This window comes from Streptomyces sp. NPDC104106 (assembly GCF_055584345.1).
In genome coordinates this window covers 162579-177687 of the sequence record NZ_JBVJMF010000009.1, presented here as the reverse complement: position 1 = coordinate 177687, position 15109 = coordinate 162579, and the positions used below count along the sequence as shown (strand labels likewise).

General features: G+C 75.0%; 16 protein-coding genes. 5 read left to right on the top strand and 11 right to left on the bottom strand.

Annotated features, from left to right (window positions below):
* Positions 1-148: 148 nt before the first annotated feature.
* The 6 genes from ACZ60X_RS22475 to ACZ60X_RS22450 all read right to left on the bottom strand — a co-directional run bounded on the left by ACZ60X_RS22475 (position 149) and on the right by ACZ60X_RS22450 (position 6251).
* Entirely contained in the window at positions 149-856 is a 708-nt protein-coding gene (locus tag ACZ60X_RS22475; RefSeq protein ID WP_469601146.1) for an HAD family hydrolase, read from the bottom strand.
* A complete protein-coding gene (locus ACZ60X_RS22470) occupies positions 850-1974 on the bottom strand; it encodes a TIGR03364 family FAD-dependent oxidoreductase (protein WP_469601142.1) in 1125 nt (374 codons plus the stop codon). Before ACZ60X_RS22470 ends, ACZ60X_RS22475 begins: the two co-directional genes overlap by 7 nt.
* Positions 1975-2065: 91 nt before the next feature.
* On the bottom strand, positions 2066-2821 hold the full coding sequence (locus ACZ60X_RS22465) for a GntR family transcriptional regulator (RefSeq protein WP_469601140.1): 756 nt from the start codon (positions 2819-2821) through the stop codon (positions 2066-2068).
* 49 nt (positions 2822-2870) lie between these two features.
* On the bottom strand, positions 2871-3797 hold the full coding sequence (locus ACZ60X_RS22460; protein WP_469601137.1) for a hypothetical protein: 927 nt from the start codon (positions 3795-3797) through the stop codon (positions 2871-2873).
* A gap of 128 nt (positions 3798-3925) precedes the next feature.
* On the bottom strand, positions 3926-4285 hold the full coding sequence (locus ACZ60X_RS22455; protein ID WP_469601133.1) for a hypothetical protein: 360 nt from the start codon (positions 4283-4285) through the stop codon (positions 3926-3928).
* Between the two features lie 442 nt (positions 4286-4727).
* Complete coding sequence (locus ACZ60X_RS22450) at positions 4728-6251, bottom strand: ROK family protein (protein ID WP_469601585.1); 1524 nt, start codon at positions 6249-6251, stop codon at positions 4728-4730.
* A 63-nt stretch (positions 6252-6314) separates the two neighbouring features.
* Here ACZ60X_RS22450 and ACZ60X_RS22445 point away from each other — a divergent pair, with 63 nt between their 5' ends.
* From ACZ60X_RS22445 to ACZ60X_RS22435, 3 genes are all read left to right on the top strand, one after another.
* Positions 6315-7385 (top strand): Gfo/Idh/MocA family protein, encoded by a 1071-nt coding sequence (locus tag ACZ60X_RS22445; RefSeq protein WP_469601131.1) that lies wholly within the window; start codon positions 6315-6317, stop codon positions 7383-7385.
* On the top strand, positions 7385-7885 hold the full coding sequence (locus ACZ60X_RS22440; RefSeq protein ID WP_469601128.1) for a heme-degrading domain-containing protein: 501 nt from the start codon (positions 7385-7387) through the stop codon (positions 7883-7885). Before ACZ60X_RS22445 ends, ACZ60X_RS22440 begins: the two co-directional genes overlap by 1 nt.
* Before the next feature lie 86 nt (positions 7886-7971).
* Complete coding sequence (locus ACZ60X_RS22435; protein ID WP_469601125.1) at positions 7972-8871, top strand: LLM class F420-dependent oxidoreductase; 900 nt, start codon at positions 7972-7974, stop codon at positions 8869-8871.
* Positions 8872-8997: 126 nt separating this feature from the next.
* Here the strand turns inward: ACZ60X_RS22435 and ACZ60X_RS22430 are convergent, their stop codons facing one another.
* The 3 genes from ACZ60X_RS22430 to ACZ60X_RS22420 all read right to left on the bottom strand — a co-directional run bounded on the left by ACZ60X_RS22430 (position 8998) and on the right by ACZ60X_RS22420 (position 11162).
* Positions 8998-9855: a fumarylacetoacetate hydrolase family protein gene (locus ACZ60X_RS22430; protein ID WP_469601123.1), complete on the bottom strand. Its 858-nt coding sequence runs from the start codon at positions 9853-9855 to the stop codon at positions 8998-9000.
* Between the two features lie 132 nt (positions 9856-9987).
* Positions 9988-10728: a YidC/Oxa1 family membrane protein insertase gene (locus ACZ60X_RS22425; protein WP_469601121.1), complete on the bottom strand. Its 741-nt coding sequence runs from the start codon at positions 10726-10728 to the stop codon at positions 9988-9990.
* A 113-nt stretch (positions 10729-10841) separates the two neighbouring features.
* The gene (locus ACZ60X_RS22420) at positions 10842-11162 is read right to left on the bottom strand and encodes a DUF6412 domain-containing protein (RefSeq protein WP_469601118.1); all 321 of its coding nucleotides are present in this window, start codon (positions 11160-11162) and stop codon (positions 10842-10844) included.
* A gap of 110 nt (positions 11163-11272) precedes the next feature.
* Here ACZ60X_RS22420 and ACZ60X_RS22415 point away from each other — a divergent pair, with 110 nt between their 5' ends.
* Positions 11273-12112, top strand: coding sequence for a serine hydrolase domain-containing protein (locus ACZ60X_RS22415; protein ID WP_469601115.1), 840 nt, complete (start codon positions 11273-11275; stop codon positions 12110-12112).
* Here ACZ60X_RS22415 and ACZ60X_RS22410 read toward each other — a convergent pair.
* Positions 12109-12636 (bottom strand): winged helix-turn-helix transcriptional regulator, encoded by a 528-nt coding sequence (locus ACZ60X_RS22410; protein ID WP_071383895.1) that lies wholly within the window; start codon positions 12634-12636, stop codon positions 12109-12111. The two genes, ACZ60X_RS22415 and ACZ60X_RS22410, sit on opposite strands and share 4 nt — an antisense overlap.
* 106 nt (positions 12637-12742) lie before the next feature.
* Between ACZ60X_RS22410 and ACZ60X_RS22405 the strand changes: the two genes are divergently transcribed.
* Entirely contained in the window at positions 12743-14155 is a 1413-nt protein-coding gene (locus ACZ60X_RS22405; protein WP_469601112.1) for an MFS transporter, read from the top strand.
* 22 nt (positions 14156-14177) lie between these two features.
* Here ACZ60X_RS22405 and ACZ60X_RS22400 read toward each other — a convergent pair whose 3' ends face one another.
* The gene (locus ACZ60X_RS22400; protein ID WP_469601109.1) at positions 14178-14990 is read right to left on the bottom strand and encodes a class E sortase; all 813 of its coding nucleotides are present in this window, start codon (positions 14988-14990) and stop codon (positions 14178-14180) included.
* Positions 14991-15109: the final 119 nt, after the last annotated feature.

The following is a 15109-nucleotide window of genomic DNA, read 5'->3' as shown; positions in this document are numbered from 1 at the left end:
AAGCGGGGGGCGCCGGAACCACGGCGTACCGACGCCCCCAGGGTAGTCAGGCCGGCCTGATCCTGACCCTGCCGTCCGCCTGTCGACCGGCCCCGCGGCCAAGCTCGGTTGCCGGAGACGGTGACGGAGCGGGAAACGGACGCCCGTCTCACCGGTCTCCCAGCACCAGCGCGGGCAGTGCGGCCACGGAGTCCAGGACATGGGTGGCCCCGGCGGCCCGGAACTCCCGGTCCCCGTGGGCCCCGGTGCGTACCCCGGCCACCAGCCCGGCGCCCGCCCGCAGGCCGCTGAGCACGTCGTACGACGTGTCCCCGGCGACGGCGATCTGCCGCACGTCGTCCGCGGCCTTGGTGCGGACGAAGGCCTCCAGCACCATGTCCGGGTACGGCCGTCCGCGCCCGCCGGTGTCGGCCGGGCACAGGGTGAGCGGGACCAGGTCCCGCCAGCCGAGGGCGTCGAGGAGGGCGTCCTGGGTGACGCGGGCGAAGCCGGTGGTCAGCACGACGGTACGGCCGCCGCCGGCCAGCGCCTCGATGGCCTCGCGGGCGCCGGGGACGGGCGCGACCAGACCGGCCTCGACCGGTTCGCCGTACGCCTTCTCGAAGGCGGCATTGGCGCGCCGGGCCCGCTCCTCGGTGCCGAACAGGTGCCGGAAGACGGAGATCTTGGACTCGCCCATGGTGGCGCGGACGTACGCGAGGTGCTCGGCGTGCTCGGCCGAGCCGGGCTCGACGCCGAGTTCGGAAGCGGCCGCGGCGAAGGCGCGCTCGACGAGGCCGCCGTCGGCGACGGTGGTGCCGGCCATGTCGAGGACGACGAGACGGATGTCCTCGGTGTTCATCAGGGTCTTCACCATCCCAGTTCGTTCGCGGTCGTTTCGGCGATCGCCGGTGCGCAGGTCATGCCGCGCCCGCCGGGCCCGGTGACCAGCCACACCCCGTCGCCCACCTGCTGCCGGTGCACGACCCGGCCGGGGTCGGTGCACTGCGCGTACACCCCGGCCCAGCGGCGCCGGACGCGCGGCAGCGGGCGCCCGAGCAGGGACTCGACCACGCCGGTCAGGTGCTCGTACGGCTCCTCGACGGTGTCGAAGGCGAAGGGGTGCTCGTACTCGTGGGTGTCGCCGATGGTCAGCCCGCCGTCGGCCCGCTGCACCATGAGCAGCTGCATGCGGTGGGCGGCGGCGGTCTCCGGCTGCGGCTGCCCGGCGTTCAGCCGGTCGAGGGCCGGGGAGGCGTAGGCGGGGTAGTAGCGGAAGCTGTCGGCGTCCGCGACGGAGGTGGTCAGCGGCTCGCCCAGCGGGTCGGTCTGCATCATCTGCAGCCGGACCCGGCGCACGGGCAGGCCGGGCCCGGCCAGTTCACGGACGAGCCCGCCGAGCCAGGCGCCGGTGCACAGCACGACCGCGTCGGCCCGGTGCACGTCCCCGTGGTCGTCCCGTACGGTGCCGGCGCCGACGACCTCGCGCACCTCCCGGCCCGGCAGGAAGGTGTAGTTCGGACACTTCAACAGCTCGGCGCGGAGGACCAGTTGGGCGGTGCGCGGCTCGACCGCCGCGTCCCGCTCGCAGTACAGGGCGGCGGTGAAGTCGCCGCGCAGCGCCGGGTTGAGGGCGCGGGCCTCGCTCGGCACGAGGAGTCGGTAACCGCGGGCGGCCGCGTCCGCGCGGGCCACGGCGGCCTCGGCGACGGCGAGCTCCAGGGGGCCTCGGACGGGGGTCAGGGACCCGTTCGCCCGGAAGCCCAGCGCCGGGACCCGCGCGCCGATCTCCTCCCACAGCTGCCGCGCCCGCAGCGCTGCCTCCAGTTCCTCTCCACCGGCGCGGCCACTGACCCAGATCTGCCCGAAATTGCGCAGCGAGGCGCCGCGCGCCTCGGCCTCGCGCTCGATCTGGACCACCTGGTGGCCCCGCTGGACCGCGTGCCAGGCGTGCATGGTGCCCACCACGCCTGCTCCGACGACTGTCACCTTCATGTTCACAACGAGAGCGTGACCCACTCACCCCGTTTGGGCTAGACCCGTTATCTTTTCGTTATATTCATGCGGGTGTGGACATCGGCCTCCTTCAGCGCTCGAGGTGGGTGGTGAAGGAGAACCGGTCCCCCCGGTACAGCGAGCGCACGCGCTCCAGGGGCCGGCCCTCGGTGTCCCGCGAGACCCGGTGGATCAGCAGCATGGGCAGGGCGGGCGGGGTGCCGACGAGCAGGGCCTCGCGGGGGGTGGCCAGCACGGTCTCGATGCGCTCGTCGGCGTCACCGAAGGCGATGCCCTGGGCGGCGAGGTAGCCGTAGAAGGAGGAGTCGGGGTCGAAGTCGGCGTCCAGCCGCGGCACCCGCGCGACGGCGACGTACGTGCTCTCCAGCCCCACCCGCTCCTCGTCGGCGAGCAGCACGCGCTCCAGGTGCCAGACGGGTTCGCCAGGGGTGAGCCCGGTCTCGGCGGCAAGGGCCCGCGGGCACGGGAACCGGTCGAGGGTGACCAGGGTGCGGCCGGGGGTACGGCCCTGCCGGCGCACCCCCTCGGTGTAGCTGGCGAGGGACAGCGGCTGGGCGAGCTTGGGCCCGGCGACGACGGTCCCCCGGCCCCGGCGCCGCAGCCGCCCCTCCAGCACCAGCTCGCGCACCGCCTGCCGCACGGTCTCACGCGCGACGTCGTACCGCTCGGCCAGATTCCGCTCGGTGGGGATGGAGCCGCCCTCTCCCAGCTCGTCGAGGAGCGCGGCGATCCGCGCCTTGACCGCGTAGTACTTGGGGATGCGCCCGTGCTCGGGGATGCCGGAGCGGACGGGGGCGCCGGGGGCCTGGTCGTTCGGGTAGTCCACGCAGGGATCGTCGCAGACGGTGAGGGTGGTGCCGGTACGGGACCCCGGTTCAGCGGCGCCGGCGGACCAGCAGGAACGCGCCACCGCCGACCCCGAGCAGGGTGAGCGTGGCCGCGAACAGCCCGTGCGCGAGCCCGAGCCCGGTCCGCGCCAACTCCCGTGCCCGTTCCCCGGCTTCGGCCGCCTCTTCGGCGAGGGGGAGGGCGGGCTCGGGTTCGCGGGCGTGGGGGGAGGGGGTGCGGGCGGATGTGCCGGCCGGGGTGCCGGTGGGGGTGGCGCCGGTGTCCTGGGTGCGGCCGGGCCGGGGGGCGGCACCTCCCTCCTGGTGTCCCGTGCCGTCTGCGTCGTGGGCGATCCCGAACACGTACGGGTCGGACTGGCCGACCCAGTCCCCGTCGGCCTCGCCCCGGCGCTGGACGACGGCGGCGCTGGCGGTGACGCGGTCGGTCACGGCGTCGGAGGGGAAGGACAGCCTGACCCTGACACTGACGGTCGTGCCGGACGGCACGGTGAACCCGGCGAACCCGGCGGCGTCCAGCACGCCGACCAGTTCCTGCTCGTCGGTGTCCTGGAACGACACGGGCCGGGCGCGGGAGCCGTCGTAGAAGTCCAGCTGGGGCTGGCCCGGCTTCAGGGCGCGCCTGTCGTCGACGAGGACGACGACAGGGTGGATGCCGGTGCAGGTGCGGCGGGTCTTGTTGGTGAGGTCGAGGTACCAGTCGCCGTATCCGCCGCCCGCCTCGTACGAGCCGGGGCCGCCGCGGATCCGGGCGGCGAGCGGGAAGGCGTGCGTGTCGGTGCCGACGCAGGCGGGGGGCGCGGGCGCTCCGGCGGCGCGGGCGGTGTGCGGGGAGAGGGGGACGAGGAGGACGGCGGCGAGGGCGGTGGCGGCTGCTGCGGCTTGGCGGAACGGCCGGGTCGGCTGGGACGGCCGGGAAGGGGCGGGGGGCCGGGCCGGGTTCGGGGCAGCGGACATGCACGGTCGCATGAACACATGACCATGCCGGGTCCCCGGGGGTACGCCGGCTCGCCGCTCCGGCCCGGAGCGCGCGGTCCGCTCGTTCAGCGCAGGCGGCGCGGGCGGGTACAAGGACGGCCGTGCGGTCAGTCGACGACGGCGGCGTCCGCCGTGGCGACGTCGTCCGGGTCCGAGGCGCGGGCCAGGTAGGTGTGTGTCACGCCCGGTCGCGTGCCGGGGGCGATGCGGGCGGTTCCGACCAGCGTGCCGGCCGCCATGAGGGGGAGGTCGAGGGGGTCGCCGGCCGCTCGCTCGGCGCGGCCGCCCTCCCGGGGTCTGCCGCGTCCGGTGAGGGTGAGGTGGACGTCCTGACCGGCCGTCACCCGGGCGGGACCGACCGTGCGGACTGCTCCGGCGGCGAAGGCGAGGGACACGGCCGCCGGTCCGGAGAGGGGCAGGAGTCCGGCGCCCAGCGGGGCGGGGACGGTGAGGCGAGAGCAGCGCATGATTCACTCCTCGCTGAGGCGTCTGAGGCGCAGGAGGCCTCAGTCACCTGTGGAGACCACTGATGCGGTTGCTTCCATGGTGGAGCGACGGACCGCCCTTCGCAGCCCCGGCCACGGGGCGGAGTACGTCGGGCTCCGCGCGGGCGCCCCATGCCGGACCGGAGCGACAGGTCAGGCACCGGGCAGCACGCCCGGCACCGCACCGGTCGCCCTGCGCCCCACCCGGGGCACGTCAGACACCGCGCGGCCTCACAAACAGGCTCGGTACGCCCAGCACCCGCACCGACCCAGCCGGACAGGCCGCCGCCCCAGGCACCGCGCAGGCACGCCCCGCACCATCCGGGTCGCCCGAACCCCGGCCGCCGCACGTCAGGCACAAAGCGGTCGCCGTGCGCCCCACCCGGGGCACGTCACGCACCGCTCACCGACACGCCCGGCACCGTCACGCGTCCGCCCGCCCGAACAGCCTTCCCAGCAGCAGCTGTGCGGCGCCCTCGGCGACGACACGCTCGCCGCCCCCGGCGACCCGGACCGGCACCGTCCTGCCCAGCGCCCCCTCCCGCCGGGCCCGGTCCGCCAGCACCTCGCCGACGCCCCGCACGAACACCTCCGGCGCCGCCGCCACCGTCCGCCCCCCGAGCAGCACCGCGTCGATGTCGAGCAGCCCCACCAGATTCGCCGCCCCCACGCCGAGCACCCGCGCCGCCGCCGCCGGCTCCCCGCGCCCGACGGCGCCGAGACACAACACCTCCACGCACCCCCGGTCACCGCACTCGCACAGCGGCCCGTCCAGCTGGATCACCTGGTGCCCGAACTCCCCCGCCCCGGTCCGCGCCCCCCGGTGCACGCTCCCGCCGATCACCAGGCCCGCCCCGAGCCCCGTACCGAGGTGCAGGTACGCGAACGAGCCGGCCCCGCCCTCGCCCCGCACCGAGAGCCCCAGCGCAGCGGCGTTCGTGTCCTTGTCCACCACGACCGCCACCCCCAGCCGCGCCTCCAGCGCGTCGCGCAGCGGAAAGCCGTCCCACTCGGGGAATCCGGTCACCCGGTGCAGCACACCCCGCGCGTGGTCCAACGGGCCCGGCAACGCCACCCCGACCCCGAGCAACGTCCCGGCCCCGGCGAGCACCCCGCCCCCAGGGCCCCCGACCGCAACGCCTCTGTCCGGAAGGCCCCCCTCCGCATGGCCCTTACCACCGGACCCCCTTCCCGCAGGGCTGCCGCCGCCCGCGAGCCCCCCATCCCCGGCACCTCCTTCCCCGACGCCCCCACCCGCACGACCTCCGCCCGCACGGCCCCGCTCCCCAAGCCCCTCACCCCCGAGCCCCGCGCCCGCAACTCCCCCGCGGGCAAGACCCCCATCCCCCGCACCTCCATCTCCCGCGCCCCCAACCGCCCGGCCCCCCTGCGCGCAGCCTCCGCCGCCGAGTCCCCTCTCGCCATCGACCCCGCCCCCGAGGCCCGCACTCCCGCCTCCCAGCGTCTCGCCCACCAGCGCCTCCACCGCCCCGGCGAGCACCCCGAGCACGGCATCCGCCCCGGCGCCCAGATCCAGTTCCGTGCGCCGCTGCGCCACCACGGTGCCGTCGAGGTCGACGAGTACGGCGCGCAGTTCGTCCCGGTCCAGATGCACCCCGACGGCGTGCCCCGCCTCCGGCACCAGACGCAGCACGGTGCGCGGCTTGCCCCCGGTGGACGCCCGCCGGCCGGCCTCCGCCGCGAGCCCCTCCTCGCGCAGCCGGGCGGTGATCTTGCTGACGGCCTGCGGGGTCAGCCCGGTGCGCTCGGCCAGTTCGAGTCGGCTGATGCCCTCCGCCCCGGCCTCCCGCAGCAACCCCAGCACCAGCGCGGTGTTGTGGCTGCGCACCACGCCGAGGTTCGCCCCCGCCGTCCGGTCCGCCCTCGGTCCCCTCCCCATCCCCGCCGCCGAACCCTTCTGCGTCCTCGTCCTGTCCACGCCACCCATGTTCACGCCCCCCATTGTCCCCGCCGCTTGCACTTTGGCAACAGCGTTGCGAAAGTAGGCGTCATGACTGCTGCCACCCCTCTCCGCGTCGGCCTGATCGGCTACGGCCTCGCCGGCTCCGTCTTCCACGCCCCGCTCATCGCCGCCACCGAGGGCCTCGCCCTGGACACCGTGGCCACCTCGAACCCCCAGCGGCAGGAGCAGGCCCGCGCCGAGTTCCCCGACGTCCGTACGACCGCCGGCCCCGAGGAGCTGTTCGACCGCGCCGACGAGCTGGACCTGATCGTCATCGCCTCCCCCAACAGGACGCACGTCCCGCTCGCCACCGCCGCCCTCAAGGCGGGCCTGTCCGTCGTGGTGGACAAGCCGGTCGCCGGCACCGCCGCCGAGGCCCGCGGCCTCGCGGCCCTCGCCGAGGAGCGCGGTCTGCTCCTGTCCGTCTTCCAGAACCGCCGCTGGGACAACGACTTCCTGACCCTCCGGCAGCTGCTGGCGGACGGCGCGCTCGGTGACGTATGGCGCTTCGAGTCCCGCTTCGAGCGCTGGCGCCCGCAGCCCAAGGGCGGCTGGCGCGAGTCCGGCGACCCCGCAGAGATCGGAGGTCTGCTCTACGACCTCGGCAGCCACGTGGTCGATCAGGCCCTCGTCCTCTTCGGCCCGGCCACCGAGGTCCACGCCGAGACGGACATCCGCCGCCCAGGCGCCGAGACCGACGACGACACCTTCATCGCCGTCACGCACGCGAGCGGCGTCCGCTCCCACCTCTACGTCTCCGCGACGACCGCCCAACTCGGCCCGCGCTTCCGGGTGCTGGGCTCGCGGGCGGGCTACGTGAAGTACGGCCTGGACCCGCAGGAGGGAGCCCTGCGGGAGGGCCTGCGCCCCGGCCCCCGGTGGGGCGCCGAACCCGAGTCGCTGTGGGGCCGTCTCGGCGCCGGGGAGTCCCCGCTGAGCGGCGGCGGCACCCCCGTACCGACGCTGCCGGGTGACTACCCCGCCTACTACGCGGCCGTCGCCGCCGCCCTGCGCGGCACCGCCCCCAACCCCGTGACCGCGCTGGAGGCGGCCGCCGCCCTCGACGTGCTGGAAGCGGCCCGGCGCTCGGCCCGGGACAAGGTGACGGTGACCCTCTGATGCACCACTCGCCGATCTCCCCCCGGACCATCCCCGAACTCACCCCCTCGGTCGAGGAGTTGGAGGCCGAGGAGCGCCGGCTGGTGTTCCGGAGGTTCAGCCACGACGACGCCTGGGCCCTCGGCTCGCTCCTGGTCGAGCTGGCCCGGGAGCGCCAGGCGCCCGTCGCGATCGACATCCACCGCGCCGGCCAGCAGCTCTTCCACGCGGCCCTGCCGGGCTCCACCCCGGACAACGACGCCTGGATCGCCCGCAAGCGCCGGGTGGTGGAGCGCTACGGCGCCTCCTCCTACCTGGTCGGCTCCCGCTTCCGCGCCAAGGGCACGACGTTCGAGGACTCCTCGCGCCTGGACCCCGACCGCTACGCGGCCCACGGCGGCTCGTTCCCGGTCCACGTGGCGGACGTGGGCGTCGTCGGAGCGGTGACCGTGTCCGGCCTGCCGCAGCTCCAGGACCACCGGTTCGTGGTGGAGGCGCTGGAGCGGTTCCTGAAGGTGTGACACCCGCCGGGAATCCGTGGGGGCTCCCTCCGGTTGGGAAGAGCTGAAGACGTGATGATCACGGACCCGCCCGGAGGGATCGCCCCATGAGCACCGCGAGCACCGCCAGCGCCAACGGCGCCCACAGCGCCTTGAAGGACCGGATCGGCAGGTACGGCATCTGGAGCTTCGCCCTGCGCGTGGAGGAACCCTCCCGGCGCGGCGAACTGGCCGAAGCCGCCGCCGAGTTGGAGGAGCTGGGCTACGGCGCCGCCTGGCTGGGCGGCAGCAGCGCCGCCCGGCACGCCGTACCGCTGCTGGAGGGCACCGGCACGCTGACCGTCGGCACGAGCATCCAGAGCATCTGGCAGTACGACGCCGAGGAGAGCGCGGCGTCCTACGCCGAGGTGGAGGCGGCGCATCCCGGCCGCTTCGTACTCGGCCTGGGCGTGAGCCACGCCAAGCTCGCCGAGCAGTACCGCCGCCCGTACTCGGCCCTGGTGACCTACCTCGACGCGCTGGACAAGGCGGGCGTCCCCGCCGGGCGCCGGGTCCTCGCGGCCCTCGGCCCGAGGACCCTGGAGCTGTCCCGGGACCGCGCGGCGGGCGCGGTGCCGTACCTGACCACCGCCGAGCACACCGCCCAGGCCCGCGAGATCCTCGGCGACGGCCCGCTGCTCGCCCCCGAGCTGAAGGTCGTCCTGGAGACCGACCCGGCCAGGGCCCGCGCCATCGCCCGCGAGACCCTGGCGATGTACCTCGCCCTGCCGAACTACACCAACAACTTCCTGCGCCTCGGCTTCACCGAGGACGACCTGGCGAACGGCGGCAGCGACCGCCTGGTCGACGCGGTCTTCGCCTGGGGCGACGAGAGCGCCGTCCGCGACCGCGTCGACACCTTCCACCAGGCGGGCGCGGACCACGTGGCCCTCCAGGTGGTCACGGGAGGCCCGCGGGAGCAGCTGCCGCGGGAGGAATGGCGCCGCCTGGCCACTCTGCTGGGCTGAGTGGAAGCGCCCCGAAGGGGCGCGAGGCTGTGTCTGACATGCGGCTCCGCCGCGCGGGCGCGAGAAACCACGACGGACCCGCAGCCGCCGAGTGGGGCCGTGGTTCCTCGCGCCCCAGCGGAGCGTCTACGCGTCCTTCAACTCCTGCCTCTGTCGGCCGAGCCCGTCGATCTCCAGCTCGACCACGTCCCCGGCCCTCAGGTAGGGCTTGGGCTCCGGCTGCCCCATCGCCACCCCCGCCGGCGTCCCGGTGCTGATGACGTCGCCGGGGTACAGCGTCATGAACCGGCTGACGTACCGCACGACCTCTCCCACGGAGAAGATCTGCTCGGCCGTCGTACCGTCCTGCCTCAGCTCCCCGTTGACCCACAGCCTCAAGCACAGGTCCTGCGGGTCGGCGACCTCGTCGGCCGTCACCAGCCACGGCCCGAGCGGGTTGAAGGTCTCGCAGTTCTTGCCCTTGTCCCAGGTCCCGCCCCGCTCGATCTGGAACTCGCGCTCGGAGACGTCGTGGGCCACGGCGTACCCCGCGACATGCGCGAGCCCCTCCTCGGCCGACTCCAGGTAGCGGGCCGTGCGTCCGACGACGACGGCCAGCTCCACCTCCCAGTCGGTCTTCACGGACCCGCGCGGGACGAGCACGGTGTCGTTCGGGCCGACGACCGTGTCCGGGGCCTTGAGGAAGACGACCGGCTCGGCGGGCGGCTCGGCGCCGGTCTCGCGGGCGTGGTCGTGGTAGTTGAGCCCGATGCACACGATCTTGCCGATGCGGGCGAGCGGCGGCCCGATCCTGAGCCCCGCCGCGTCGAGCGCGGGCAGCTCACCGGACGCGGCGGCGGCCCGTACCCGGAGCAGCGCGGCCTCGTCGGCGAGGAGCGCGCCGTCGATGTCGTCGACGATCCCCGACAGGTCCCGCAGGGTTCCCTCGGTGTCGAGCAGCGCGGGCCGCTCCGCCCCTGCCGTACCGACTCGCAGCAGCTTCATGGTCACAATCTCCCTCGATCGCGGGGGCGCCCGGCCGATGGGTGCAGCCATCGGAGGACTGGCTGATCCTCCAATCCCGCGGTCCAGCACGCAAGACCCTGTTCACGTACTGGACCGTCACCGGACAGCGGCTCACCGGTACAGGGCGGCCCGCTCCACGGCGCTCCAGGTCGTGCTGGTGACGACGTACAGCGCGGCCGCGAGCGGGACGACAGCCACGGTGACGAGCGTGAAGAACGACATGAACGGCATGACCTTGCCCACCGCGCCGAGCCCCGGCACCGATTCCCCCTCGCCACCCGCACCCACCGGGGCGACCGGTGCGACCGGATTGCCCGCCGTCATCCGCTTGGTGCGGCGGTAGTTGAAGACGGCGACGGCCGCGACGAGCGCGAAGAGTCCGGCGTAGACCAGTCCGGCCGGTCCGAACGGGCCGCCGTCGGCGAGCGCGTCGGCCCAGCGTCCGCCGAGGGGCGCCGCGAACAGCCGGTGTCCGAGCAGGCGGTTGGCCGCACCGCCGATCGTGGAGCTGGAGAAGAGGTGGTAGAGCAGGAAGAAGGCGGGCATCTGCAGCAGGCTCGGCAGACAGCCGGACAGCGGCGAGACCTTCTCCTCGGCGTGGAGCTCCAGCACCGCCTTCTGCAGCCGCTCCGGGTCCTTGGCGTGCGTGCGGCGCAGCTCGGCGATCCTCGGCTGCAACGCGGCCCGGGCCCGCTGACCGCGGGCGGCGGCACGGGAGAGCGGGTGGACGAGGAGGCGTACGAGCGCGGTGAACAGCACGATCGCGGCGGCGGCCGCGGAGGCGTGGCACAGCGGGGTGAGGAGGTCGGCGAGGTGCTCGACCAGACGGGCGAAGACAGCGAAGACGGACATGGGTGAGCCCTCCGGGGGTCTCGTCGTGCCGGAAACGATCAGAACGCGAGCGTTCGGAAGCGGCATGACGACCCGCGCGGGGTCACGTGTGCGCGGATGCGGGAACGCGTGCCCTACGCGGCGGTCGCCGGGAGGGCGTGTCCGGGTGCCCTGGGCCGCCGGCGGCCGGGCGCGTCGGGATCGCGCTGCGGCAGGAAGGCGGTACGCCGGGCGCGGTCGCGGATCGCCGTACGCACGCGCGTGGGCGGGACGGCCGGCGCGCTGCGCGCGGCGAGCAGGAGGCAGACGGAGAACGCGGAGCCGGCGGCCGCGGTCGCGGCGAGGGCCACGGTCGCGGAGAGGTTGCCGGTGTCCAGCAGCAGGAGCGGCAGCAGTACGAGAAGCAGCGAGGCGACCGCACGCGACGAACGCGCCGCCACGAAACCCCGCCTCATCCCGCCCCTCCCCGTGAGCACCTGCCGACGTAGGCAACTTCCCACGTCTGTTCGCCCTTTATACCTGAGAGGGCGCTCGTGTCCGAAGCCCGAACCCGAGGGGGGTCCCCGTGCCACGCATCCCGACCTGCGTCCTGACGAGCGACGCGCCGGCCGCGCGGGTCGCCGACGGCCACGCGGCGGACCGCTTCGTCGAGATCGGCTCCTTCACCAAGGTGCTCACCGGCACCGCCCTGACGCGCATGGCCGCCGCGGGCCTGCTCGACCCGGACGACCCCGTGGAGCGCCACCTCCCCGCCACGCCCGGCACGGGCATCACACTGCGCAACCTCGCCACCCACACCTCCGGCCTGCCCCGCCTCCCGCCCGAGCCGATCCCCATCCACCGGCTCGCCGACCCCTACGCCGCCTTCGACCAGCCCGCGCTCACCCGGGCACTCGGCCGGCTCGACAAGGTCGCGGTCCGGCCGCCGGGGCAGCAGGAGGAGTACTCCAACTTCGGGTACGCGGTGCTGGGCGCGGCGCTGGTCGCGGCGGCCGGCGCGCCCTACGAGGAGCTGCTCGCCGAGCACGTCCTGCGCCCGCTGGACGTCCACGAGGTCGGCGTGCGTCCGGACGCGGACCGGCGGCTGCTCGCCCCGGGGCTGTTCGGCCGGGCCCGCCGGCCCTGGACGATGGACGGGCCGATCCTCCCTGCGGGCGGGCTGTGGGCCACGCCGCGCGCGGTGGCCGACCTGCTGGTGCGGCTGGCGGTCGAGCGCCGGCTGGGCGATCCGGCCCCCTCGTGGCAGCGGTCCGGGGCCCTCCTGTGGCACAACGGCGCGACCCGGCACGCCTCGCTCTTCGCCGGGGCGATGGACGACGGCCGCTGGGTGGTCGTCCACCGGCTGAACGCCGACTCGGACGACACCGACCGCACCGCCATCGAGCTGATCCGCCAGATCTCCTAGACGGACTCGGTCTCCAGCGGCTCCAGCAGCCGCTTCGGCTTCAACAGGACCCGGCTCACCGGGTCGGCCGGGTCCCGGTCGAGGCCCGGTCCGGGCCACATGACCACGTCCCCCACCGGTACGACGCCCCCGCACGCGGGGCACTCGCCGTACGCCCCGAGTTCGGTGCCGCAGTCCGCGTGCCGGAAGGAGCGCAGCCGGGCGTCGGTGTAGTGCTCGCGCCCCCACAGGCCGAGGGCGCGCAGGGTGGGCCACAGTGCGATGCCGCGGTCGGTGAGGACGTACTCGTCGCGCGGCGGCGACTGCTGGTACCGGCGTTTTTCGAGGATGCCCTCGGCGGTCAGCGTCTGGAGCCGCGCGGCCAGGACGGCGCGCGGGATGCCGAGGTGGACGAGGAAGTCGTTGTAGCGCCGCACGCCGTACAGCGCGTCCCGGACGACGAGCAGCGTCCAGCGCTCGCCGACGATCTCGAGCGCGCGAGCGATCGAGCACTGCTGTGTCGCGTAGTCCTTGCCCAGTGCCATGCCGCCCACTGTAGCCGCGCTCCCCGTATAGGTTCAATGAATGAATCGACCGTGCTACGGTGGCGGAGTCAGGTCAGTTCATTGACTGAACCGTAAGGGAATCGCCATGACCGGGCTCGACTCCGCCACCGCCACCACCTCCGCCACCCCTGTCGGCGCCGCGACCGCCGCATCCGCCCGGGACGCCCCCGGCGCCCGCCCCCGGGCCACCCTCGCCCTGACCAGCGCGGCCACCGCCGTGGCGCTGATGACGTACACGGCCCCGATGATCACGCTTCCGGACACGGCGCGCGCCCTGCACACCGCCCTGTCCGGCCAGGCCTGGCTGCTGAACGGCACCCCGCTCGGCCTCGCCGCGCTCCTGCTGGTGGCCGGCAGCCTCGCCGACGACTACGGCCGCCGGCGGCTCTTCCTCAGCGGCACCCTGGCCCTCGGCCTCACCACCGTCCTCGGCGCCTTCGCCACGTCCACCTGGCAGTTCACCCTCGCCCGCATCGCCCAGGGCGCGGCCAGCGCCGCGCTCCTCGCGAGCAGCCTCGGCCTGATCGTGGCGGCCCACCCCTCCCCGCGCGGCCGGCTGCACGCGACCGCCGTCTGGGGCGCCTTCGTCAGCGGCGGCATCGCGGCCGGGCCGCTGATCGCGGGCGCGCTGCCGAACTGGCGCGTGGCGTACGGCGTCCTGGGCGCCACCGCCCTCGTGGTCGCCGCGCTCGGCACCCGCGTCCTCGCCGAGTCCCGCGCCCCGCGCGGCGGCCGCCCCGACATCCCGGGCGCCCTGTCCTTCGGCCTCGCCCTGGTGTCCCTGGTCGCCGCCCTGACCCTCGGCCGGGACGGCTGGCTGCGCGCACCCGTCGGCCTCCTCCTCGCGGCCGCCGTGGGCCTGATGGCGCTCTTCGTCGCGGTCGAACGCCGGGTCGCGACCCCGATGATCGACCTCGGCCTGCTGCGCCACGCCCCCTTCCTCGCCTCGGCCGGCGGCGGCCTGTTCACCGGCCTCGCCGTGATCGCGCCCTTCAGCTTCCTGCCCGCCCTGATCCAGCAGACACTGCGCCTGTCCCCCATGGACACGGCCTGGCTGCTGCTGCTCTGGTCCGGGCTGAGCTTCACGGTCGCCCTCCAGGTCAAGCGCCTGGCCGGCCGCGTCACCCCGCGCGTCCAGCTCGCCGCCGGCTTCGCCCTGCACGCCGTCGGCGTCCTGACCATGCTCGGTGCCGTCGGCTCCGGCTCCTGGGTCCGGCTGCTGCCCGGCCTGGTCATCGGCGGCGTGGGCAGCGGCCTGCTCAACGGCGGTCTGCCGCTGCTGGCCGTCGAGTCGGTCCCGCGCGAGCGGGCCGCGATGGGCTCCGGCGCCCAGCAGACCTTCCGCTACATCGGCTCCAGCGCCGGCGTCGCCCTGACCATCGCCCTCGCCACCTCCTCCGGCAGCCTCGCCCACGGCGCGGACATCGCCCTGCTGGTGTCGGCGGGACTGGCGGTGGTGGGCGTGCTGAGCGTGCTGGCGCCGCGGGAACGGCCTTGAACCGACGGCGGCCCCAGCACCCTCATCTCGGCCGCACGGACACCAGCGTTCCCCACACCGCCATCCGGTAGCGGGAGGTGAACTCGGGGGTGCAGGTGGTGAGGGTGATGTAGGAGCCGGGCCGGTCGTACCCGTAGGACGGCCGCAGCAGGGAGCGCGGGACCGGCTGGACGACCCCGGAGTCCGTCGCCGAGGTCTGCGGCAGGATCCGGTCCACGTCGTAGGTGTACGTCGCCGTCCCCGTCTCCACCTCGATGTCGTCCCCGCGCCGCAGCCGGGGCAGATACCGGAAGGGCTCGCCGTGCGTGTTGCGGTGCCCGGCGAGCGCGAAGTTCCCCGCCTGGCCCGGCTGCGCGGTGCCCCGGTAGTGGCCGACGTACCCCTTGTCGAGGACGTCGGCCTTGCTCACGCCCTCGGCGACGGGCACGCGCAGGCCCAACCGGGGGATGTCGAGGACGGCGTACGCCTGGGAGCGCCGGGGGACGGCGGCGACGGGGACGGGCACGGACGAGGACGGCGGCGTACGGGAGCCGGCCGCGCCCGGGGGAGCCGTGGCCGGGGGCGCGGCGGCAGACGGTGACACCGGCCCGGTGCCGCCGGTGCCGCCACCGCCGGCGGCCCCGCTCCCCCACTCCCGCTCCAGCGCCTGCACCTGCCGCTCGGCGCCGCGCCGCGCCTCCCGGTTGGTCCACCACAGCTGGTGCACGACCAGCAACGCGAGCAGCACCCCGACGGTCACGAGGGCCTCGCCCCCGCCCCACAGCACGCGCCGGCGCCGCGCGCGCCTGCGCCGGTCGCTGTGCCGTACGACCCGCACGCCGTACGAAGCCGTCATCCGCACCCACCTCCACGCAAGCCGCCCGCACGATAGGCGCGGCGGCCCGAACTGGCCATAGCCGCACGCGGTTCGGGCTGGGGACCGGGACTTTCTCCACCGGTTTGAGAAACCCATGT